The sequence below is a fragment of the uncultured Sphingosinicella sp. genome (assembly GCF_963974575.1).
Lineage (GTDB): Bacteria > Pseudomonadota > Alphaproteobacteria > Sphingomonadales > Sphingomonadaceae > Sphingosinicella.
The window spans coordinates 50,350-69,976 of record NZ_CAXBBQ010000001.1 but is presented as its reverse complement, the minus strand read 5'-3'; the positions used below and the strand labels follow the sequence as shown (position 1 = coordinate 69,976).

Below are 19,627 nucleotides of genomic sequence, written 5' to 3'. Positions count from 1 at the left end.
GCCCGCCGTGTTCACGCGTCGACGAAAGCCTGCACGAGGCCTTCGAACAGGCGGCGGCCGTCTGTGCCGCCCTGCGCTGCTTCGATGGCGCGCTCCGGGTGCGGCATCATGCCGAGCACGTTGCCGGTTTCGTTGACGATGCCCGCGATGCGGCGCTGCGCCCCATTCACGTCCTCGGCGTAGCGGAAGACCACGCGGCCCTCGCCCTCGATCCGGTCGAGCGTGGCGGCATCGGCGAAGTAGTTGCCGTCGTGGTGCGCGACCGGAATGCGGATCGTCTCGCCCGCCGTGTAGGCCGACGTGAACGCCGTCTGCGTGTTCTCCACCGTCAGCGGCACGTCGCGGCACACGAAATCGAGCCCGGCGTTGCGCATCAGCGCGCCCGGCAGCAGCCCGGTTTCGGTGAGCACCTGGAAGCCGTTGCAGACGCCGAGCACGAAGCGCCCCTGCTCGGCGGCGCGCTTCACCGCGGCCATGATCGGGGATTGCGCCGAAATCGCGCCGGTGCGCAGATAGTCGCCGTAGGAAAAGCCGCCCGGAAGCGCGATGACGTCGACGTCGGGCAGCACCGTTTCGCGGTGCCAGACCATCGCGGGCGCACGTCCCGTCACCTCGCGGAGCGCGACCGCCATGTCACGGTCGCAGTTGCTGCCGGGGAAGACGATGACCGCGCTCTTCATCTCAGGCGATCTCGATCCGGTAGTTTTCGATCACGGTGTTGGCGAGCAGCTTGCGGCACATCTCCTCGATGCGCGCCTCGCTGGTGCCGTCGGCGAGTTCAAGCTCGATGAACTTGCCCTGCCGCACGTCCTGCGCCTCGCCGAACCCGAGGGATTCGAGCGCATGGCAGATGGCCTTGCCCTGCGGATCGAGGACGCCGTTTTTCAGCGTGACATAGACTTTGGCTTTCATGGCGCGCCTTATGGCGCCCCCCGCGCCGCGCCGCAACGCCCAAATAGGCCTCGAAAGGGCGGGCATGAGGGTTTTGTTAAGCCTGTGCGCCTATGGTTAGGACCGGGTCATTCTCAGTTCGGGGTCTGGGGCACGTGGACTATCTCGCCATTGCCTTGTTCGTGGTGCTGTTCGCGACCGCCGAGAAGTTCGTCGGCGGGTATATCTTTCCGTGGCTGACACACGATCAGGAGGTACAGCTCGCGCTTGTCGCGTCGTTCCTGTTCGGCATCATTTCCGCCTGGCGAAAGGACGGCTGATGGGCCTTCTCGCCGCCGCCATGTTCGTGGCGCTGTTCGTCTATTACGAGGACATCCTCGGCCAGATGCGCGGCTCGAACCTGCATATCGCGCTGTTCTGCGCATTCCTGTTCGGCATCATCTGCGGATATCAGGTCAAGAAGAAGCGCGCCAAACGCCGCTGATGTCTTCCGTGGAGGAAGGGCGAACCCTGCGGCTCGCCCGCCCCATCACGCCGCCTTGCGCCGACGCGCGAGGCCAAGCCCCAGAGCGCCAAGGCCGAACAATGGAAGCGCCGCCGGTTCAGGAACGTCGACCGGCAGATCGAGCGAACTCACACGCAGTTGCAGGCCGTTAAAGGGCGCTGTCCCCATGCCGTTGTAGTACCATGTGTCGCCGACGGTGCCGGAGGCGTCCTGCGCTCCGACAGTGAGGTTCGCGGGCAGTGCGCCAAGCGGACCATAGGTAAACGTAATGTCCTCTACGCCGTTGATGCCGATCCAGATCTGGAAGGAATAGGCTTCGGGGCTGCCGAACCCGTGCACGCCGGCCCAATCGCTGACGAGCCAGGTGTCTACACCGTCCGTCAGCGTTCCAATGCGGAAGGTGCCGCCCAGCCCAAAATCAAGATCGGTCCAGAAAGGAGCCAGGATATTCTTGGGAGCCGACGCGCCAGGCAGCGCGGTGTTGACAGAGGCACTGTCCGCGCCGGTAGCGCCGCCCACCTTCAGATAGCCGTTGCTGGATATCCCCACGCTGCCCCATGTTTCTCCTCCAAAGACGAACGAGGGGGTCGTGAAATTGATGATGGTCTCGTCGCCCATGCCCGCGACGGGGGCGATGCCGAAACTTGAAAGAGGCAGATAGCCGCCAGCGGGGCTGTCGCCAGGTGCAATGGAAATGCTCGGTATGGCCAAAGCCGGAGACGCGGACAGTACGACAAACGCCAATGGTGCCAGAATTCTGGATGCGTTCATTTCGAGACCCCTTCCCTGTTACGGGAAGATTCATGCAAGAAAGAGGCCAGTGGATTAAGTCAATGACTTAGCCGGAGCGCTGCCGAAAAGTGTAAAAAACGGCAGACAGGCCGGAGGCCCCTCAGCTGTCTTTCTTGCCCCTCGCCTTGCGGTGCTCGTCGAGGTCGAGGACCGTGGAGACCGAGCCTTCGGGGAGCAGGCCGAAGCGGCGCGCGACTTCCTGATAGGCTTCCACCTCACCGCCCAGATCCTGGCGGAAGCGATCCTTGTCCAGCTTCTCGTTCGTGGTGCTGTCCCACAGCCGGCAGCCGTCCGGGCTGATCTCGTCGGCAAGGATGATGCGGCTGTAGTCGCCATCCCACAGGCGGCCGAACTCCAGCTTGAAATCGATCAGGCGGATGCCGACGCCCGCGAACAGGCCGCACATGAAGTCGTTGATGCGGATCGCCATGTCGGCGACGTCGTGCATCTCTTCCTGCGTTGCCCAGCCGAAGCAGGCGATGTGCTCGTCCGTGATCATCGGATCGCCGAGCGCGTCGTCCTTGTAATAATATTCAAGGATCGTGCGGGGCAGCTGCGTGCCTTCCTCGATACCGAGGCGCTTGGAGATCGAGCCGGCGGCGACGTTGCGCACAACGACCTCGACCGGAATGATCTCCACCTGCCGCACGAGCTGCTCGCGCATGTTGAGGCGCCGGATGAAGTGCGTGGGAATGCCGATCTGGCCGAGCAGCGTGAAGATATGCTCGGAAATCCGGTTGTTGAGCACGCCCTTGCCGTTGATCGTGCCCTTCTTCTGGGCGTTGAACGCGGTCGCGTCGTCCTTGAAATACTGAATGATGGTGCCGGGTTCCGGCCCTTCGTACAGGATCTTGGCCTTGCCTTCGTAGATCTGGCGGCGGCGGGACATCGGCGGACCTTCTCGATTCGGAGTTCTGAAAAAAGCACCGCCCCGGTTCGCACCGGAGCTGGCGCGCGCCCGAGGCGGGGAAACACACTACCCGCCATAGCGGAAGCCTACCGGGCTGACAATGGAAGCGGTCGGGCGACGTCTTCAGGCCGCGCCGAGCGCCATGATGACAAGCATGAACAGCGCGAGGACCACGATCGCGAAAATCGACAGGAGGATCGTGCGCGCGAGCGCGCCGCCGATGCTGAGGCCGTACGCGCCCTTCAGTTGCACGAATATGTGTATGGGCGGCGCAAACATGCTGATCGCCATGGCATTCGAAAAGCTGATGAGGCCGATGCGGGCAAGCAGCACGGCGAACACGAACAAAAGCGACATGAACGACAGCGAATAGAGCGTGAAAACGGCATGATCGTAGAGGTGTGTGCCACGCCGAAAGGGGAACAGCAGCCACACGAACGGCAGCGACAGCGGCACCAGCAGGAACGAGAACTTATAGGCGGACTGCTGCATCTTGTAGAACAAGAGCTCGGGGTTCTTCAGCGCCTTCGTGAGCTTCGCGTTGAGGCCGGGGTTGCCGGTATCGACTTTCATGTCCTTGTCGGCGGCCTTCGCGAGCGCTTCGCGCCAGTCCGGCGGCTGCGGCGCGTCGGGATTCTCGGGATCACGCGGCACGACGCCCATCGTTCCGAGCGTCGCTTTCATGATGCCGATCTCGGTGCGCAGTTCGGTGATCTGGCCTTTGAGTTCAGCAGCTTCGCCGGGGACGGGCACCGGCTTTGCCCTTGCCGCGGCCAGCTTCGCCTCGAGTGTTTTCAATCTTTCGGTTTCGGTGACGAGCTCCTGCTGCGCCGCCTCGACGCTCTTGGGATCGAGCTGCACCGCGTCCGCGAGGTTGACATTGGGCCCGCCGACCATGGCGAAGGTGAAATACATCACGAACACGGTGAACAGGAACATCGGGAAGGGGGCGACGTAGCGGGCGCGCTTCCCCTCCACATAGTCGCGGGTCAGCGTGCCGGGGCGTGCCACCAGCATCGGCAGCGTCCGCCAGCCTTTGCTGTCGAAGTGGAGAACGCCGTGTAGGATATCGTGGAAGATGTGCCCGATCGAACGCGGCAGGTGCGCGCTTTGCCCGCATTCGTGACAATAATGGCCGACGATGGCGGTGCCGCAGTTCGGGCAGATCGTCTGTACGTCGCCCGCTTTTGCGTCCTGTTTATCCAGCGCCGCCGCCACCAAGCCGCCTGCCGCCAGCGTGCCCGCCGCATCGATCTCGCTGCTCATTGCGTACCGTCCCGCCTGCCTGAATGTCCGCCCGGCAAGTTTCGGCGCAAAAGCTGCGACGATCAAGCGTGCTGCTTGCAGTTGAACCGGGTGCGGTGCCTCTCTATCTAAGCCCCGATAACCGGCTTGCCAGCCAAGGAAGGACATACGCCCGTCATGAACAATTTCAACGACCGCGAAAAGGCTTTCGAGAATCGCTTCGCGCGCGATGCCGAGCTGCAGTTCAAGGTCACGGCGCGGCGCAACCGCCTGCTCGGCAACTGGGCGGCGGAAAAGCTGGGGCTGAACACCGCTGAGGCCGATGCCTATTCCCGCGAGGTGGTGGCCGCCGACTTCGAGGAGGTCGGCGACGACGATGTGTTCCGCAAGGTTTACGGCGACCTCACCGCCAAGGGCGTGGAGGTCACCGAGCACGAGGTGCGCCGCGCGATGGAGGAAAAGCTCGTCGAGGCGCGCCGCCAATTCATCGAGGAAGTCTGAGGGCCGCGCCATGCCGATGGACGCAGGCGCGATTGAAGGCATGATCCGGGCAGCGCTGCCGGACGCAGTCGTGGAGATCACCGACCTTGCCGGCGACGGCGATCACTATGCCGCGCGCGTGGTTTCGGAGACGTTCCGGGGCCTGCCGCGCGTTCGCCAGCACCAGATGGTCTATGCGGCGCTCGGCGGCCGCATGGGCGGCGAACTGCACGCCTTGCAGCTGACCACCGAGGTTCCGGCCTGAACCGGACGAGGAGCAACACATGACCGATATCAACACCCGAATCGCCGAGAAGGTGAACGGCAGCGACGTCGTGCTGTTCATGAAGGGCACGCCGCTGTTTCCGCAGTGCGGCTTTTCGAGCCGCGCCATCGCCATCCTCGAGCATCTCGGCGTTGAATACGACAGCGCAGACGTGCTGCAGGATGCCGAATTGCGCCAAGGCATCAAGGCGTTCAGCGACTGGCCGACGATCCCGCAGCTCTACGTGAAGGGCGAGTTCGTGGGCGGCAGCGACATCATGATGGAAATGTTCGAATCGGGCGAGCTGCACGAACTGCTCGCCGAAAAGGGCGTTCCGCACGCCGCCTGAACCGGCGTTCTTTTTCGAAAAAATGGGGGTGATGCGTGGCGCTAGCGATCGGCAAGGCCTGGACCGACACGATCGCTGACGTGCAGCGCCGCTTCGGCGAATTCGCGCTGCCCGCCGCAGCCTTCGTGTTCATGCCCTCGCTGCTGATCGCGCGCTTCGCCGATGGAAAGGCGCTCGGCGAGCAGAATGCGCAGCTCGCGCAGGCCGTGGGCGGGCTCATCGGCGTGATCGGGCAAGCCGCCATCGTGCTGCTGGTGCTCTTTCCCAATATCGATGCCGGATCGGCGATTCGCCGCGCCGTCGGCCTGACACCGCGTATCATCGTGGCGAGCCTTGCCGTCGTCATCGTCTTCATGCCGGTCGGCGTGCTTTATCTGGCGGGCGCGCAGCAGGCATCGGTGGCCACGAGCACGCTTCTGCTGCTCCTCACGGCGATTGCCGTCTATTTCGCCCTCCGCCTGTCGCTGCTCGCGGCGATCATCGCGGCCGAGAATGCCCGTGCCGGCGAGGCGCTGCGCCGCAGCTGGGCGATGACGGCCGGCAGTGTCGGGCGTATTTTCGCGATCTTCGCGGTGTTCGTGCTGATCTTCGCGATCTTGAGCGGGCTCGTCGGCGCGATCGGGCTCGCCGCCACGGGCGGCACGCCGGAAGATCCGTCTTTCCTCACCGAGCTTCTGATCTCGATCGTCGGCGCCATGTTCAGCGTCTTCGTCTCGGTGCTGTCCGCCAATATCTACCGTCAGCTCGCCGCTTAGCTCCAGGTGGCGACGGGCGGCAGGCTCATCAGGATCGCGTCGATGTTGCCGCCGGTCTTGAGGCCGAACAGCGTTCCCCTGTCGTAGACGAGGTTGAACTCCGTATAGAGGCCCCGGTAGGCGAGCTGGCGGGCGCGGTCTTCCGCCGTCCAGTCGTCATGCATGTGGCGGCTGACAAGCGCCGGGTAGATGCTCAGGAACGTTTCGCCGACGTCGCGGGTGAAGGCGAAGTCGGCGTCCCAGTCGCCGCTCGCGAGCTGATCGTAGAAGATGCCGCCCTGCCCGCGCGCCACATTGCGGTGCTTGATGAAGAAATACTCGTCGCACCACGCCTTGAAGCGCGGGAAATATTCGGGGTCGTGCCGGTCGCAGCTGGCCTTGAAGGCGGCGTGCCAGTCGGCCGTGTCCGCCTCCACCGGAATCGGCGGGTTGAGGTCCGCCCCGCCGCCGAACCAGGCTTTCGTGGTTACGAGATAGCGCGTGTTCATGTGAACGGCGGGCACATGCGGGTTCACCATGTGCGCGACGAGGCTGATGCCTGTGGCAAAAAAGCGCGGGTCTTCCGCCGCGCCGGGGATCGTTTTCGCGAACTCGGGATCGAACGCGCCGCGGACGGTGGAGATGTTGACCCCGACCTTCTCGAACACGCGGCCCTTCATCACCGACATCGTGCCGCCGCCACCGGGCGCGCCAGTATGATCGGCGCGGTCCCAGCTCTTGCGTTCGAATCGGCCGGGTGCGGCGTCGCCGCCGAGATCGTCCTCAAGCGCCTCGAAAGCCGCGCAGATACGGTCGCGAAGGGTCCGGAACCAGTCGGCGGCGGCGGTCTGGCGGGCGTCGAAACTCGTCATTGCGGAGAGAATCCTGTCTGTCTGAGGGCCTCTCCCGCCACCATCGCGGCAGCAAGCGCCACGTTCAGCGAGCGGAGGCCCGGCTTCATCGGGATACGGACACGAAGCGCGGCGGCATCATGCACGAAATCGGGGGCGCCCACCGATTCCTGCCCCACCACCAGCACATCGTCCGGGACGTAGCGCGCGTCCGTATACGGCACAGACGCCTTGGTTGTCAGCAGAACGCGACGGCCGGGCACGCTGTCCTGAAACGCGGCCCAATCGGCATGGATGTGGATGTCGGCGTGCTCGAAATAGTCCATCGCACTGCGGCGAAGCGCCTCACGTCCCAGCGGAAAGCCGCAGGGACGGATGATATCCACAGGAAGGCCGAGACACGCGCCCATCCGCACCAGCGTGCCGACGTTGGGCGGCAGATCGGGCTGGAAAAGGGCGATGCGCATGGCGCATTGCGCTAGCCCAGCCATGCTTCCACAGCAATGCGCCAATTTTGCCCATTGCGGCCGAGGGGTATCGGCGGCTATCAGGCGCCCAAGCATCGAACCTAAGGGGGCGTTCGGGCGGAGCCTGCCCGAATATCTCCCGCTCGCGGGGTTAGTGAATGACGACAGTCGAAGACACCACCGGTCATCCGATCACCGATGAAGGCGTGCGCCGCCGCGACTTCATCCATGTGGCAACCGGCGCCTTTGTGGGCGTTGGCGCAGCGGCGGCCGCCTGGCCGCTCGTGGACCAGATGAATCCGTCCGCCGACGTGCTGGCGCTCGCCTCGATCGAGGTCGATCTCGCACCGGTCGCGACCGGGCAGGCGATCAAGCTCAACTGGCGCGGCAAGCCCGTGTTCGTGCGCAACCTGACGCCCGCCGAGATCGCCGAGGCGAACAAGGTGCCGGTTTCGGACCTGCGCGATCCGCAGACGCTCGCGGAGCGCACCAAGGAAGGCAAGGCGAACTGGCTGATCACGCTCGGCGTCTGCACCCACCTCGGCTGCGTGCCGCTCGGCGCTGCGGAAGGCGAGAATCGCGGCGACTACGGCGGCTACTTCTGCCCCTGCCACGGTTCGCACTACGACACCGCGGCGCGCATCCGCAAAGGCCCGGCACCGAAGAACCTCGAAGTGCCTGAGTACGCCTTCAAGTCCGACACGCGCGTTCAGATTGGATAACCGGCGATGAGCTTTCCCTGGGCAAACCACTATCAGCCGAAGAACCCGTTCATGCAGTGGCTGGATTCGCGCCTGCCGCTGCCGCGTCTCGTCTACAACAGCGTGGGCGCGGGCTATCCGGTGCCGCGCAACATCAACTACTTGTGGAACTTCGGCGTCCTGTCGGGCCTCGCGCTCTTGATCCAGATCGTCACCGGCATCGTGCTCGCCATGCACTTCGGCGCGAACACGCTCGTCGCTTTCGATTCGGTCGAGCACATCATGCGCGACGTGAACTACGGCTGGCTGCTGCGCTACGCGCACGCCAACGGGGCGAGCTTCTTCTTCATCGTGGTCTATATCCACATCTTCCGCGGGCTCTACTACGGCAGCTACAAGGCGCCGCGCGAGCTCGTGTGGATGCTCGGCGTCGTCATCCTGCTGCTCATGATGGCCACGGGTTTCATGGGCTACGTGCTGCCGTGGGGCCAGATGAGCTTCTGGGGCGCGACCGTCATCACCAACCTGTTCTCGGCCATTCCGGTGGTCGGCGACAGCATCGTGACGCTGCTGCTCGGCGGCTTCGCGGTCGATAACGCCACGCTCAACCGCTTCTTCAGCCTGCACTACCTGCTGCCGTTCGTGATCGCGGGCGTCGTCATCCTGAAGATCTGGTCGCTGCACATTCCGGGTTCGAACAACCCGACCGGCATCGACGTGAAGGGGCCGGCCGATACGCTGCCGTTCCACCCGTATTTCACCGCGAAGGATCTGTTCGGCGCGTGCGTCTATCTGATCATCTTCTCGGTGTTCGTGTTCTTCCTGCCGAACTATCTCGGCCACCCGGACAACTACATTCCGGCGAACCCGATCTCGACCCCGGCGCACATCGTTCCCGAATGGTACTTCTGGCCGTTCTACGCGATCCTACGCGCCTTCACGATCGACTTCATCCTGCCGGCGAAGCTGTGGGGCGTGCTCGCGATGTTCGCGGCGATCCTGCTGCTGTTCTTCCTGCCGTGGCTCGATGGTTCGAACGTCAAGTCGAACCGCTTCAAGCCGGTTTCGAAGCAGCTGTTCTGGGTGCTGATGCTCGATCTGCTGATCCTCGGCATCTGCGGCGGCAAGCCGGCCGAAGAGCCGTGGGTGCGAATCAGCCAGATCGCGTCGATGTACTACTTCGCGCACTTCCTCATCATCCTGCCGATCGTCTCGCGCATCGAGCGGCCGCTCCCGCTGCCCAACTCGATCGCCGAAGCCGTACTCGGCAAGTCTGAACCCGCGCCCGCCACGGCGGCGGCGCAGCCGGCCGAATAAGGGACACGACGTCATGGTTCGTCTTTTCGGAATCGCCATCGGCGCCGTTTTCTGCGTGGTCCTGCTGTTCGCGGCACTCGCACCCCGCGAAGCCACGGAGGTCGATCCGACGCTCGCCTTCCACGAGCACCCCAAGCAGGTGCACTGGTCCTGGGACGGCCCGATCGGGCTCGGCGTGTTCGGCGGCTACGACCGCGTTCAGCTGCAGCGCGGCTTCCAGGTTTACAAGGAGGTCTGCTCGGCCTGCCACAGCCTGAACCGCGTCGCGTTCCGTAACCTCACCGAGATCGGCTTCTCCGAGGCCGAAGTGAAGGCGATCGCCAAGAACTGGGTGCACGAGGTTCCGACGATCAATTCGGAGACCGGCGAAGCATCGACCCGCCCGGCGATTCCGTCGGACAAGATGCCGCTCGTCTATGCGAACGAGATCGCAGCGCGCGCCGCGAACAACAACGCGCTGCCGCCCGACCTTTCACTGATCACCAAGGCGCGTCACGACGGCTCGAACTACGTCTACTCGCTGATCAGCGGTTTCCAGGATGTTCCGGCAAACTTCCCGGCGGACCGCCGCCCCGAAGCGCCGCTCCACTACAACCCGTATTTCCACAGCCTCGCGATCGCGATGGCGCCGCCGCTCAGCGCGGGCCAGGTGACGTATGCCGAAGGCCAGCCGGAGCCGACCGTCGACCAGATGTCGCAGGACGTCGCGGCGTTCCTCACCTGGGCGGCCGAGCCTAAGATGGAATCGCGCAAGCGGGCAGGTCTGGGCGTGCTCGCCTTCCTGCTGATCCTGACGACGCTGGCGTACCTCAGCTATCGCAGGGTCTGGGCGGGCATCAAGCACTAGGCCCGGCACCGGGCGATGGGGGGCAAGCTCGGCATCATTGGCGGCAGCGGGCTCTATGCCCTGGGCTCGCTCACCGATGTCGTCTGGCGCGCTGTCGACACGCCCTTCGGCGCGCCGTCCGATGAATTGCTGTTCGGGCGGCTCGGGCAGGCGGATCTCGTCTTCCTGCCCCGCCACGGCCGCGGCCACCGGCTGACGCCGTCGGAAGTTCCCTACCGCGCCAACATCGCCGCGCTGAAGGCGGCGGGCTGCACGCATGTGCTGTCGCTATCGGCCTGCGGCTCGTTCAAGGAAGCGCTCAGCCCCGGCACGTTCGTGCTCGTAGACCAGTTCGTGGACCGGACGCGCGGCCGCGTAAAATCGTTCTTCGGAAACGGCATCGTCGCGCATGTCAGCCTCGCCGATCCTGTCTGCGGCCCGCTCGGGGCGCGTGTCGCTGAGGCGGCGAAGGCGCTCGGCATCCCATTCGTTTCAGGCGGCACCTATCTCGCGATGGAAGGCCCGCAGTTCTCCACGCGCGCCGAATCGCGCGCTTACGTGGCGGCGGGCTTCGACGTGATCGGCATGACGAACATGCCGGAGGCCGCGCTCGCGCGCGAGGCGGAGCTTTGCTACGCGAGCGTCGCGATGGTGACGGATTACGACAGCTGGCGCCCGGCCGAGGAAGGCGCGAACGTCGCCGACATTCTCGACGTGATGCACGGCAACAGTGCCAACGCCCGGGCGCTCGTCGCAGCAGTGGCGGCGGCGTGGGCGCCGTCTGCGGCGTGTCCGCAGGGCTGCGACCATGCGCTCGACCACGCCATCATCACCGACCCGGCGCTGTGGCCACCGCCGGTCGTGGAGACGCTGCGCGGCGTGGCGGGGCGTGTGCTCAAATGAGCGACCGGAACGCCGACCTTCGCGCGCTCGTCCGCACGATTCCCGATCATCCCAAGCCCGGAATCCTGTTTCGCGACATCACCACGCTGCTGCTCGATCCAGTGGGCTTCGCGGCCACGATCGACCGTATGGCAGAGGCGGTGGCTGGACCTTTCGATCTCATCGCCGGTATCGAGGCGCGCGGCTTCGTGTTCGCCGCCGCGCTCGCGCCACGGCTAGGCGCGGGCGTGCTGCTCATCCGCAAGCGCAACAAACTTCCGGGTACGGTGATCGGCGTCAATTACGCGCTCGAATACGGCGAGGACCGGGTGGAGATGCACGCAGATGCCTGCGCGCCCGGCGCACGCGTACTGCTCGTCGACGATCTGATCGCAACCGGCGGCACCGCTATCGCGGGGGCTGAACTCATCCGCCGTGCAGGCGGCGTCGTCGCGCAGGCGGCATTCGCGATCGATCTGCCCGATCTCGGCGGCGCGGACAGGTTACGTGCGGCCGGCGTGGAACCCGTGACGCTGATGGCGTTCGAAGGGCACTAGGCCCTTACGCGGGCCGGCGCCGCACCAGGCCGATCGACTTCATCGTCATCACCGGCTCGTCGTTCTGATTGAATACCGTAATGTCGCTGTGCACGGTCCCGATGTCAGGCTTGCTGCGCGAAGGGCGAACCTCGGTGACCACCGTTTCCACGCGCAGCGTGTCGCCGGGATAAACCGGCTTCAGCCAGCGGATCTGGTCGACGCCCGGCGAGCCGAGCCCGGCGTGACCGCCGACGGTGAGGTTTTCCACCATCATGCGCATTGTCATCGCGCAGGTATGCCAACCGCTTGCCGAGAGGCGCCCAAAGTAGGTTTTCGCGGCGGCCGCGTCGTCGAGATGGAAGGCTTGCGGATCGAACTTCGAGGCGAAGGCGATCACCTCCTCACGCGTTACCGGATAGTGGCCGAACGCGGCGCGATCGCCGACATTCATGTCATCGAGATATTTCACGGCATCCGTCATAACACGCGGGTCCTTCGGGAAAATTCACGTTTTCGAGGGGATCAGTTCGCCGACCGTAGCAAGGGTGTGAGTGTTTCGGCGCGGCCATCGACGTTCGATACCGGCGCGATGCCGACGAGGCGGGCGAGCAGCGGATAAACGTCGACGTTGTCGAACACCGGAAGCGCGGCGCCGCTCGCGATCGCGGGGCCGGCCGCGATGAACACTGCCGCCATGTCGGGCTCTGCGGGATCGTAGCCGTGCATACCTTTCAGAATATGTTCGCGGTCACGCGCCTGGATCGCCCAGCCGTGCGCCGCGAGGCAGAGGAATTCGGGGACGCGCGGGTTCTTCCCATACGCGAAGCGCGCGGGAAACGTGCCCTTGCGCCAGCACTGCATATGGTCGTGCGGGGCGAGCAGCTTTGCGGCGACTTCGCCGTCCTTGCCGGGCAGGGCATTGACGCCGGAGAGCGGCCCTTCGGTGACGATGGTGCCGACATCCGGCGCGATCATGCGGTCGATGCGGATGACGCGCTCGTCGGCAGTCGCACCCATGCCGTGATCCGAGACGAGAACGATGTTCGCAGGCTGCCCGATCGCCTTCAGCCCAGCGACGAGATCGCCGATCAGCCGGTCGACCTCGGCGAAGGCCGCGGTGGTTTCCGGCGCGTCGGGGCCGAGCCCGTGGCCCACGGTGTCCACCGTGTCGAAATAGAGCGTGACGAAGTGCGGGCGGATCGCAGCGGGGCGGCGCATCCAGTCGAGCACGGTGTTGATGCGCTGCGTGCCGTTCACCGCCTTGTCGTAGCGCAGCCAGTCCTGCGGGCGCGTGCCGTGGATGGCGACTTCGGAGCCGGGCCAGAACATCGTACCGGTGCGGATGCCTGCCTTCTCGGCGGTCACCCAGATCGGCTCGGCCTCGTCCCACCAGAACGGGTCGAGCGATTGCCGCGGATCGCCGAGCGTGAAGCGCACGTCGGGGCGGCGCGCGTCGATCATCGTGTTGTCGACGATGCCGTGGCGGTCGGGGCGCAGCCCGGTGACGAGGCTGTGGTGGTTCGGGAAGGTGAGCGACGGGAACGAGGGCCGCATCGCCGCTTTCACGCCCAATGCGGCAAGCGCGTTGATGTTGGGTGAAACACCCCGGTCCAGATAGTCGGGCCGCAGCCCGTCAATCGAGATGAGGATCGTGACCGGCACGCGCGCTTCCGCAGCGATCTCCGCGACAGGGCGCGGCGTGACCGTGCAGGCGGACAGCGCGAGGATCGAAAGCGCGGCGAACAGGGTGCGGAGGTGATTGTACATCATGCCCATCTCCCTGCGTGATCCTCGTGACCGGCGGATGACTAGACGTTGAAGCGGAAGTGGAGGACGTCGCCGTCCTTCACCAGATACTCCTTGCCTTCCAGGCGCAGCTTCCCGGCTTCCTTTGCGCCGTGCTCGCCACCGAGGCTGGTGAAATCATCGTAGGCGATGGTTTCGGCGCGGATGAAGCCCTTTTCGAAATCGGTGTGGATGACGCCGGCGGCATTCGGGGCGGTGGCGCCTCTTTCCACCGTCCACGCCCGGGCCTCCTTGGGGCCGACCGTGAAGAAGGTGATGAGGTGCAGCAGGTCGTAGCCTGCGCGGATCACGCGCGCGAGGCCGGTTTCCGTAAGCCCGAGATCGGAAAGGAAGTCGGGGCGGTCGGCCGGGTCCATCTGGCTGATCTCCGCCTCGATGGCTGCGGAAATGACGACGCTCGCAGCTCCCTCTGCTTTCGCCTTGGCGGCAACCTTTTCGGAGAGCGCGTTGCCGGTTGCGGCTTCGCCTTCGCCGACGTTGCAGACATAGAGCACGGGCTTCGCGGTGAGGAGCTGCGCCTGTGCGAGCACGCGGGCCTCTTCCTCGTCCTTCGCCTCGACCATGCGCGTGGGCTTGCCCTCTTTCAGAACATCGAGCGCGCGGCCGAGCACGGCGCCAGCGACCTTCGCCTCCTTGTCGCCGCCCTGACCTTTTTTGACGAGCGCGGGCACGCGCCGCTCAAGGCTTTCGATGTCGGAGAGCATCAGCTCGGTCTCCACGGTTTCGGCATCGGCGATCGGGTCGACGCGGCCATCGACATGGGTGATGTCGCCGTTCTCGAAGCAGCGCAGCACGTGGACGATGGCGTCCACCTCGCGGATGTTTCCAAGGAACTGGTTGCCGAGGCCTTCGCCCTTCGAGGCGCCGCGCACGAGGCCCGCGATGTCGACGAAGGCGAGTTGCGTTTCGATGACCTTCTGCGAACCCGCGATCTCGGCGAGCTTGTAAAGGCGGGGATCGGGGACCGGGACCTGGCCCACGTTGGGCTCGATCGTGCAGAACGGGAAGTTCGCCGCTGCCGCGGCGGCCGTTTCGGTCAGCGCATTGAACAATGTCGATTTGCCGACATTGGGCAGGCCCACGATACCGCACTTGAAACCCATCAGATCAGGCCTTTCCGTTCGTTTGCATGGCAAGCGCCACGTCGCTCATGAAGCGCGCGTCGTCGCCTTCCGCAAGCCACCTTGCCTCGCGCGCGATGGCGCCGAGGAGATCGGCGAGCGGCTCCATTTCCGCTTTCGCGTAGTTGCCGAGCACATAGCCCGTCACCCGCGCCTTTTCGCCCGGGTGGCCGATGCCGATGCGGACGCGGCGAAAATCCTCGCCGATGTGCGCAGTGATCGAGCGGATACCGTTGTGGCCTGCCGCGCCGCCGCCGGTCTTCACTTTCACCTTCATCGGTGCGAGGTCGAGTTCGTCGTAGAACACGGTGACGTCACCGGGCTCCAGCTTGTAGAAGCGCATCGCCTCGCCGACGCTGCGGCCGCTGTCGTTCATGAAGGTTTGCGGCTTCAGCAGCAGGATGCGCGCATCGCCGATGCGGCCGTCGGTGATCAGGCCTTTGAATTTCTTCGTCCAGGGCGGGAACCGGTAGACATCGGCGATCGTGTCGACAGCCATGAAGCCGACGTTGTGCCGGTGGAGCGCATAGTCGCTCCCCGGATTGCCGAGGCCGACGAACAGCTGCATCGCGTGAGGAAACGCCCGGCGCGAACGCCGGGCGTCCTAATGTCAGGCCTCTGCGTCTTCGGCGGTCGCCGCTTCGCTGTCCTCGGTCGAGCGCAGCGCGGACGGCGCGACGATGGTCGCGACGGTGAAGTCGCGGTCGTCGATCACGGTCTTGGCGCCGGTCGGCAGCGTGAACGCCGAGATGTGGATCGATTCACCCACGCCGAGGCCCTTCAGCGAGGCGACGAGATCGTCGGGGATCGCGTCGGCCGGGCAGATCAGCTCGACTTCGTGGCGGACGATGTTGAGCACCGCGCCGCGCTTGATGCCGGGCGATTCTTCTTCGTCGGTGAAGCGCACCGGAACCGCGACCGTGACGGTCGCATTCTTCGACAGGCGAAGGAAGTCGACGTGGATCGGGCGGTCGGTCACCGGGTGGAACTGCACGTCGCGGGGCAGCGTGCGTTCGGACTTTCCGCCGATCTCGACCTCGACGACCGAGTTCAGGAAGTGACCGGTCTGCAGCATCTTGATCAGGGCCTTCGCCTCGACATGGACCTGCACGGGTTCCTTCTTGTTGCCGTAAATCACGGCGGGTACGCGGCCTTCGCGACGGATTGCACGGGAGGCTCCCTTGCCTGCCCGGTCGCGCGCTTCAGCCGCGAGCTTCAGCGCTTCACTCATCTGTATCTCTCCATTTTTTCGATCCCCGCGGCCGCCTCCAGGGATGACCAGCCGCTCGGGAAGCGGTGCCCCTACACGCCGAAGCGCAGAAATGCAAGGGATTCGCCTTAGTTGAGCCGCTCGACCTTGAGGCCCTTGGCCTCCAGCATCGACTGCACGCTGTCCTTGCCCGCGAGGTGCCCGCTGCCGACGGCGACGAACACCGTGCCCGGGGTCGATTCGAGGCGTTTCTCGATCCAGTTGGACCAGTTGAGATTGCGGTCGGTGAGCAGGCGCTTGGCGAGGCCGGGCGAACCGCGCGTGTCGTCCTCAAGCAACTCGGCCACGGCGTCGACGTCGCCCGCCTGCCAGCTTTTCACGGCGCTTCGGATGACAGTATCGATCTCTTCGATATCGTCTAGGGAGTTGACGAGGAGCGCGCGCTGCTCGTCTTCGGGCAGCGTATCGAAGAAGCCGAGCTGCTCGGTCATCGTCTCCAACGCCTCGATCCGCTTGCGCTGCGCGGTGGCGCGCGTGGAAAGCTGATATTCGACGCCGCCCTCGACGCCATAGCCGAGCTTCTGGATGCGTGCAGTGGAAAGCGACATGGTGGCAAGCCAGGTTTCCATCGCATCAAGCGCCTGCGGCGGAACGCCCGCGTGCGTGATGGCGGCGGCAAGCTCGTCGCGCTCGTCCGCCGGAACGCGTTCGGCGAGCGGCGGCAGGCCGGGCGTGTAGCCCATTTCGAGGATGATTGGCGTCGTTACCTTCGGATCGGTGGTGCCGAGCACTTCGAGCACGAGCGTGTCGGCGGCATCGAACGCCTTCGCGATTGGCGGCAGAAGCCACTCGGTGCCTTCGGGCAGCATGTGGATCGTGCCGAAAAGATAGATCGTTGTGTCGGCATCCTTGACCGCCCACAGCGCCGGGCCTCTTGCGGCAGAAGGGCCCGCGGATGCCGGCGGGGCTTCCTCCTGTGCTTTTCCTGGGGACTGCGCCGTGCAGGCGATGAGCATGAAGGCGCCGAGCGCCGCTTTTAATCGCGATATCATGTGGGGGAACATAGTGATGCGGTCGGGGCTCTGCCAGAACCGTCGGAATTTCTTACAGAATCGAAACAACTTTCAAAAGGGATTATTATTTTCTCTTTGAAAATATAGGAAAGCCAGCCTTGGCATCGATCCTGCATTCACTGCCCAAAGAGGGCGCGTGCTGGTTCGCGTCCGCTGGAAGGGGACGAAAAATGCGCTTGAAATTATTGGCCTGTGCGTCGGCGCTGCTGGCAACACCGGCAATCGCTGCCCCTGTCGACCTCACGGGGTGGCAGGCTGACGTACTCGATGATGTGGCCGGGAATGCAAACTGGGCTGTGCAGCCCGGAAACGATTCGGTGTTGCAGACCGTGAACGGGCTGCCGACGATCTTCTTCAAGGACGGTGCCAGCGCGCAGGGCCTTGCGCTCTCCGGCTCGATCAAGGTCACGACGACGGGGGACGACGATTATGTCGGCTTCGTGCTTGGCTACAGCGACGGCGAAATCAATTCGTCGAGTGCCAATTTCATCCTGATCGACTGGAAACAGTCGGACCAGTTCTCCGGCAATATGGCGTACGAGGGGCTGTCCATCTCGCACGTTTCCGGAAACGCGGCCGCAGCGTCCGAATACGATTTCTGGGGCCACGAAGGCGTCGTGAACGAATTGAAGCGGGGGACCACGCTCGGCTCCACCGGTTGGGACGACAATGCCGAATATACGTTCGATCTGATCTTCCTGCCGGACCTCATTCAGGTGAAGGTGGGTGGCGTTCTCGAACTGAGCCTGACGGCTGCCGAAGCCGGACTTGCCGCGTTCGACAACGGGTCGTTCGGTTTCTACAACTACAGCCAGAGCTTCGTGCTTTATGCGGGCATCACGGAAGATGTCGCGCCGGATCCCGATCCCGAACCGCCGGTCGTTGATGTGCCGGAACCCGGAATGCTGGGCCTGTTCGGGCTTGGCTTCGTCGGTATGGGCCTGCTGCGCCGTCGTCGCGGCTGAGCATGGGCTGAATTGTCACGGGGGCGTCCGGTGCGGCGCCCCCGTTTCCTTTGTGCGTCATTGTTTCTGTGCGTAACGGTCCTTGAGCAGGCGCTTGTAGAGCTTGCCCGTGTCATGCCGCGGCAGCTCAGCCTCGAAATCAACCGAGCGCGGGCATTTGACATGGCTGAGGTGCGCGCGGGCGAAGGCGATGAGCTCGGCTTCAAGGTCCGGCCCCGCATCGGCCCAGTCGCGTGGCTGCACAACCGCCTTCACCTCTTCGCCCATCTCCTCATGGGGCACGCCGAATACGGCGACGTCCGACACCTTGGGATGCATGACGAGCACGTTCTCGGCTTCCTGCGGATAGACGTTCACGCCGCCGGTGATGATCATGTAGGCGGCGCGGTCGGTGAGGAAGAGATAGCCGTCCTCGTCGAGATAGCCGATGTCGCCGAAGGTGGCGCCGTGTTCCTTGTGCTGGACGCTTTTCGTCTTCTCGGGATCGTTGTGATAGGCGAACTCGCCGCCGCCTGCGAAGTAGATGCGGCCCTCGCGTCCCGGCGGCAGCACATTGTCGTCCTCGTCGAGAATACGAATCTCGCCGAGGAGCGAACGGCCCACCGTTCCAGGCTTCTTCAGCCATTCCTGCGGACCGACGGCGCAGAAGCCGGCGCTTTCGGTGGAGGCGTAATATTCGTAGATCGTCTCGCCCCACCAGTCGATCATGCGGCGTTTGACCTCCACGGGACAGGGCGCGGCCGCATGGATCGCGATCCTGAGGCTGGAGAGGTCGTAGCGCTCGCGGGTCTCGTCAGGCAGCTTCAGCATCCGCACGAACATTGTCGGCACGAGCTGCGTGTGCGTGACGCGGTATTGTTCGACAAGCGCGAGATAGCGCTCCGGATCGAACTTCTTCATCACGACGAGCGTGCCGCCCACGCGGTGCACCGACATTGAATAGCGCAGCGGTGCCGCGTGATAGAGGGGGGCGGGCGACAGATAGATCATGTTCTCGTCGAAACGGTAGATCATCTTCGTCAGCACGAAGAGCGGGCTCTCCTCGTCGATAGGGCCTTCGGATAGCGGCCCGATGACGCCCTTGGGGCGGCCGGTGGTGCCCGACGAATAGAGCATGTCGCGGCCCTGCGATTCGTCGGCGATGCGCGTATCCGGCATCGCGGCGACGGCAGCGCCGAAGTCTTCGAAGCCGGGAATCGCGCCGCCGACGGAAAAACGCGGACCGGGCACTGCCAGCTGCGCCGCGATATCGGCGAGGCCGGGGCTCGCAAGCAGCATCTTCGCTGCGGAATCGGCGAGGATATACTGTGCCTCATCCAGCGCGAGCTTGGTCGACATAGCCGTGAAGATGATGCCGGAGCGCTGCGCGCCCCAGCAGATCGGGATGAACTCCAGACAGTTTTCCATCATCAGCGCGATCACGTCGCCGCGCTTCAGACCGTGCGCGCGGATCAACTGCGCGACCCGGTTCGAAAGCGCCTCGAGCGCTCTGTAGGTGAGCGTTTCGCCGGTTTCGGCGATGACGATCGCGGTCTTGTCGGGGGTCTTTTCGGCAAAAACATATGGATGCATTGTGGTTCCTGTCCTCCCGCGCCAACGCTACCAAAAGCTGTTGCATAAAGACACGCTGGCGGCTTCGTCAGGTATGGGGAGATTGACGGCGGCGGGGCTTGGCCCTATCCGCCACAAGGCGTTTTG

General features: G+C 64.6%; 26 protein-coding genes. 12 read left to right on the top strand and 14 right to left on the bottom strand.

Annotated elements, in window-relative coordinates:
- Positions 1-11: 11 nt before the first annotated feature.
- Positions 12-680, bottom strand: a complete 669-nt coding sequence (gene purQ, locus AAC014_RS00385) for a phosphoribosylformylglycinamidine synthase subunit PurQ (RefSeq protein WP_339702728.1) — start codon at positions 678-680, stop codon at positions 12-14.
- A gap of 1 nt (position 681) precedes the next feature.
- Positions 682-912, bottom strand: coding sequence for a phosphoribosylformylglycinamidine synthase subunit PurS (purS, locus tag AAC014_RS00380; RefSeq protein ID WP_339702725.1), 231 nt, complete (start codon positions 910-912; stop codon positions 682-684).
- Positions 913-1,046: 134 nt separating this feature from the next.
- On the opposite strand from purS, the gene AAC014_RS00375 reads away from it, so the two are divergent.
- Both AAC014_RS00375 and AAC014_RS00370 read left to right on the top strand, forming a co-directional pair.
- The gene (locus AAC014_RS00375) at positions 1,047-1,211 is read left to right on the top strand and encodes a hypothetical protein (RefSeq protein WP_339702722.1); all 165 of its coding nucleotides are present in this window, start codon (positions 1,047-1,049) and stop codon (positions 1,209-1,211) included.
- Positions 1,211-1,375, top strand: coding sequence for a hypothetical protein (locus AAC014_RS00370; RefSeq protein ID WP_160119054.1), 165 nt, complete (start codon positions 1,211-1,213; stop codon positions 1,373-1,375). The genes AAC014_RS00375 and AAC014_RS00370 overlap by 1 nt, the downstream gene beginning before the upstream one ends.
- A gap of 45 nt (positions 1,376-1,420) precedes the next feature.
- On the opposite strand, the gene AAC014_RS00365 is transcribed toward AAC014_RS00370, so the two are convergent.
- The 3 genes from AAC014_RS00365 to AAC014_RS00355 form a co-directional block, all read right to left on the bottom strand.
- Positions 1,421-2,167, bottom strand: a complete 747-nt coding sequence (locus AAC014_RS00365) for a PEP-CTERM sorting domain-containing protein (RefSeq protein ID WP_339702715.1) — start codon at positions 2,165-2,167, stop codon at positions 1,421-1,423.
- A gap of 121 nt (positions 2,168-2,288) precedes the next feature.
- A complete protein-coding gene (gene purC / locus AAC014_RS00360; RefSeq protein ID WP_339702712.1) occupies positions 2,289-3,077 on the bottom strand; it encodes a phosphoribosylaminoimidazolesuccinocarboxamide synthase in 789 nt (262 codons plus the stop codon).
- A 144-nt stretch (positions 3,078-3,221) separates the two neighbouring features.
- Positions 3,222-4,364: a DUF3667 domain-containing protein gene (locus tag AAC014_RS00355; protein ID WP_339702709.1), complete on the bottom strand. Its 1,143-nt coding sequence runs from the start codon at positions 4,362-4,364 to the stop codon at positions 3,222-3,224.
- Between the two features lie 156 nt (positions 4,365-4,520).
- Here AAC014_RS00355 and AAC014_RS00350 point away from each other — a divergent pair, with 156 nt between their 5' ends.
- Genes AAC014_RS00350 through AAC014_RS00335 form a run of 4 tightly spaced genes read left to right on the top strand, consistent with a single transcriptional unit; the run spans position 4,521 to position 6,192 of the window.
- Positions 4,521-4,844, top strand: a complete 324-nt coding sequence (locus tag AAC014_RS00350) for a DUF1476 domain-containing protein (protein ID WP_339702706.1) — start codon at positions 4,521-4,523, stop codon at positions 4,842-4,844.
- A 10-nt stretch (positions 4,845-4,854) separates the two neighbouring features.
- Positions 4,855-5,088, top strand: a complete 234-nt coding sequence (locus AAC014_RS00345) for a BolA family transcriptional regulator (protein ID WP_339702703.1) — start codon at positions 4,855-4,857, stop codon at positions 5,086-5,088.
- Between the two features lie 19 nt (positions 5,089-5,107).
- Entirely contained in the window at positions 5,108-5,437 is a 330-nt protein-coding gene (gene grxD / locus AAC014_RS00340; protein ID WP_293779309.1) for a Grx4 family monothiol glutaredoxin, read from the top strand.
- A 35-nt stretch (positions 5,438-5,472) separates the two neighbouring features.
- Positions 5,473-6,192, top strand: a complete 720-nt coding sequence (locus AAC014_RS00335; RefSeq protein ID WP_339702698.1) for a hypothetical protein — start codon at positions 5,473-5,475, stop codon at positions 6,190-6,192.
- Here AAC014_RS00335 and hemF read toward each other — a convergent pair.
- The gene (gene hemF / locus AAC014_RS00330; RefSeq protein WP_339702695.1) at positions 6,189-7,043 is read right to left on the bottom strand and encodes an oxygen-dependent coproporphyrinogen oxidase; all 855 of its coding nucleotides are present in this window, start codon (positions 7,041-7,043) and stop codon (positions 6,189-6,191) included. The genes AAC014_RS00335 and hemF overlap by 4 nt on opposite strands.
- Entirely contained in the window at positions 7,040-7,489 is a 450-nt protein-coding gene (locus AAC014_RS00325; protein ID WP_293779303.1) for a tRNA (cytidine(34)-2'-O)-methyltransferase, read from the bottom strand. Before AAC014_RS00325 ends, hemF begins: the two co-directional genes overlap by 4 nt.
- Positions 7,490-7,647: 158 nt before the next feature.
- On the opposite strand from AAC014_RS00325, the gene petA reads away from it, so the two are divergent.
- From petA to AAC014_RS00300, 5 genes are read left to right on the top strand one after another with little or no spacing between them, the layout of a single operon-like run.
- A complete protein-coding gene (petA, locus tag AAC014_RS00320; RefSeq protein ID WP_339702692.1) occupies positions 7,648-8,211 on the top strand; it encodes a ubiquinol-cytochrome c reductase iron-sulfur subunit in 564 nt (187 codons plus the stop codon).
- Positions 8,212-8,217: 6 nt separating this feature from the next.
- On the top strand, positions 8,218-9,507 hold the full coding sequence (locus tag AAC014_RS00315; protein WP_293779299.1) for a cytochrome b/b6: 1,290 nt from the start codon (positions 8,218-8,220) through the stop codon (positions 9,505-9,507).
- A 13-nt stretch (positions 9,508-9,520) separates the two neighbouring features.
- Positions 9,521-10,354 (top strand): cytochrome c1, encoded by an 834-nt coding sequence (locus AAC014_RS00310; RefSeq protein ID WP_339702686.1) that lies wholly within the window; start codon positions 9,521-9,523, stop codon positions 10,352-10,354.
- A gap of 15 nt (positions 10,355-10,369) precedes the next feature.
- The gene (gene mtnP / locus AAC014_RS00305) at positions 10,370-11,236 is read left to right on the top strand and encodes an S-methyl-5'-thioadenosine phosphorylase (RefSeq protein ID WP_339702684.1); all 867 of its coding nucleotides are present in this window, start codon (positions 10,370-10,372) and stop codon (positions 11,234-11,236) included.
- Complete coding sequence (locus AAC014_RS00300) at positions 11,233-11,772, top strand: adenine phosphoribosyltransferase (protein ID WP_339702681.1); 540 nt, start codon at positions 11,233-11,235, stop codon at positions 11,770-11,772. Before mtnP ends, AAC014_RS00300 begins: the two co-directional genes overlap by 4 nt.
- 4 nt (positions 11,773-11,776) lie before the next feature.
- Here AAC014_RS00300 and AAC014_RS00295 read toward each other — a convergent pair whose 3' ends face one another.
- From AAC014_RS00295 to AAC014_RS00270, 6 genes are all read right to left on the bottom strand, one after another.
- Positions 11,777-12,223: a MaoC family dehydratase gene (locus AAC014_RS00295; RefSeq protein WP_339703925.1), complete on the bottom strand. Its 447-nt coding sequence runs from the start codon at positions 12,221-12,223 to the stop codon at positions 11,777-11,779.
- A 53-nt stretch (positions 12,224-12,276) separates the two neighbouring features.
- Complete coding sequence (locus AAC014_RS00290) at positions 12,277-13,524, bottom strand: ectonucleotide pyrophosphatase/phosphodiesterase (protein WP_339702678.1); 1,248 nt, start codon at positions 13,522-13,524, stop codon at positions 12,277-12,279.
- 38 nt (positions 13,525-13,562) lie between these two features.
- Complete coding sequence (gene ychF / locus AAC014_RS00285) at positions 13,563-14,663, bottom strand: redox-regulated ATPase YchF (RefSeq protein ID WP_339702675.1); 1,101 nt, start codon at positions 14,661-14,663, stop codon at positions 13,563-13,565.
- 4 nt (positions 14,664-14,667) lie between these two features.
- The gene (gene pth / locus AAC014_RS00280; protein ID WP_339702672.1) at positions 14,668-15,249 is read right to left on the bottom strand and encodes an aminoacyl-tRNA hydrolase; all 582 of its coding nucleotides are present in this window, start codon (positions 15,247-15,249) and stop codon (positions 14,668-14,670) included.
- 42 nt (positions 15,250-15,291) lie between these two features.
- Positions 15,292-15,912, bottom strand: a complete 621-nt coding sequence (locus AAC014_RS00275) for a 50S ribosomal protein L25/general stress protein Ctc (protein ID WP_339702669.1) — start codon at positions 15,910-15,912, stop codon at positions 15,292-15,294.
- A gap of 107 nt (positions 15,913-16,019) precedes the next feature.
- Positions 16,020-16,907 carry a TraB/GumN family protein gene (locus AAC014_RS00270; protein ID WP_339702666.1) on the bottom strand — a complete coding sequence of 296 codons (888 nt, stop codon included), beginning with the start codon at positions 16,905-16,907 and terminating at the stop codon, positions 16,020-16,022.
- 227 nt (positions 16,908-17,134) lie between these two features.
- Between AAC014_RS00270 and AAC014_RS00265 the strand changes: the two genes are divergently transcribed.
- Complete coding sequence (locus AAC014_RS00265; RefSeq protein WP_339702663.1) at positions 17,135-17,929, top strand: PEP-CTERM sorting domain-containing protein; 795 nt, start codon at positions 17,135-17,137, stop codon at positions 17,927-17,929.
- 57 nt (positions 17,930-17,986) lie between these two features.
- Here AAC014_RS00265 and AAC014_RS00260 read toward each other — a convergent pair whose 3' ends face one another.
- Positions 17,987-19,501 (bottom strand): AMP-binding protein, encoded by a 1,515-nt coding sequence (locus tag AAC014_RS00260; protein ID WP_339702660.1) that lies wholly within the window; start codon positions 19,499-19,501, stop codon positions 17,987-17,989.
- Positions 19,502-19,627 lie beyond the last annotated feature (126 nt).

Excerpts from the sequence above, each read along its gene's own strand:
- purQ (WP_339702728.1), bottom strand. The coding sequence starts at position 680 with ATGAAGAGCGCGGTCATCGTCTTCCCCGGCAGCAACTGCGACCGTGAC.
- purS (WP_339702725.1), bottom strand. The coding sequence starts at position 912 with ATGAAAGCCAAAGTCTATGTCACGCTGAAAAACGGCGTCCTCGATCCG.
- AAC014_RS00370 (WP_160119054.1), top strand. The coding sequence starts at position 1,211 with ATGGGCCTTCTCGCCGCCGCCATGTTCGTGGCGCTGTTCGTCTATTAC.
- AAC014_RS00365 (WP_339702715.1), bottom strand. The coding sequence starts at position 2,167 with ATGAACGCATCCAGAATTCTGGCACCATTGGCGTTTGTCGTACTGTCC.
- purC (WP_339702712.1), bottom strand. The coding sequence starts at position 3,077 with ATGTCCCGCCGCCGCCAGATCTACGAAGGCAAGGCCAAGATCCTGTAC.
- AAC014_RS00355 (WP_339702709.1), bottom strand. The coding sequence starts at position 4,364 with ATGAGCAGCGAGATCGATGCGGCGGGCACGCTGGCGGCAGGCGGCTTG.
- AAC014_RS00350 (WP_339702706.1), top strand. The coding sequence starts at position 4,521 with ATGAACAATTTCAACGACCGCGAAAAGGCTTTCGAGAATCGCTTCGCG.
- AAC014_RS00345 (WP_339702703.1), top strand. The coding sequence starts at position 4,855 with ATGCCGATGGACGCAGGCGCGATTGAAGGCATGATCCGGGCAGCGCTG.
- grxD (WP_293779309.1), top strand. The coding sequence starts at position 5,108 with ATGACCGATATCAACACCCGAATCGCCGAGAAGGTGAACGGCAGCGAC.
- hemF (WP_339702695.1), bottom strand. The coding sequence starts at position 7,043 with ATGACGAGTTTCGACGCCCGCCAGACCGCCGCCGCCGACTGGTTCCGG.
- AAC014_RS00325 (WP_293779303.1), bottom strand. The coding sequence starts at position 7,489 with ATGCGCATCGCCCTTTTCCAGCCCGATCTGCCGCCCAACGTCGGCACG.
- petA (WP_339702692.1), top strand. The coding sequence starts at position 7,648 with ATGACGACAGTCGAAGACACCACCGGTCATCCGATCACCGATGAAGGC.
- AAC014_RS00315 (WP_293779299.1), top strand. The coding sequence starts at position 8,218 with ATGAGCTTTCCCTGGGCAAACCACTATCAGCCGAAGAACCCGTTCATG.
- AAC014_RS00310 (WP_339702686.1), top strand. The coding sequence starts at position 9,521 with ATGGTTCGTCTTTTCGGAATCGCCATCGGCGCCGTTTTCTGCGTGGTC.
- mtnP (WP_339702684.1), top strand. The coding sequence starts at position 10,370 with ATGGGGGGCAAGCTCGGCATCATTGGCGGCAGCGGGCTCTATGCCCTG.
- AAC014_RS00300 (WP_339702681.1), top strand. The coding sequence starts at position 11,233 with ATGAGCGACCGGAACGCCGACCTTCGCGCGCTCGTCCGCACGATTCCC.
- AAC014_RS00290 (WP_339702678.1), bottom strand. The coding sequence starts at position 13,524 with ATGATGTACAATCACCTCCGCACCCTGTTCGCCGCGCTTTCGATCCTC.
- ychF (WP_339702675.1), bottom strand. The coding sequence starts at position 14,663 with ATGGGTTTCAAGTGCGGTATCGTGGGCCTGCCCAATGTCGGCAAATCG.
- pth (WP_339702672.1), bottom strand. The coding sequence starts at position 15,249 with ATGCAGCTGTTCGTCGGCCTCGGCAATCCGGGGAGCGACTATGCGCTC.
- AAC014_RS00275 (WP_339702669.1), bottom strand. The coding sequence starts at position 15,912 with ATGAGTGAAGCGCTGAAGCTCGCGGCTGAAGCGCGCGACCGGGCAGGC.
- AAC014_RS00270 (WP_339702666.1), bottom strand. The coding sequence starts at position 16,907 with ATGCTCATCGCCTGCACGGCGCAGTCCCCAGGAAAAGCACAGGAGGAA.
- AAC014_RS00265 (WP_339702663.1), top strand. The coding sequence starts at position 17,135 with ATGCGCTTGAAATTATTGGCCTGTGCGTCGGCGCTGCTGGCAACACCG.
- AAC014_RS00260 (WP_339702660.1), bottom strand. The coding sequence starts at position 19,501 with ATGCATCCATATGTTTTTGCCGAAAAGACCCCCGACAAGACCGCGATC.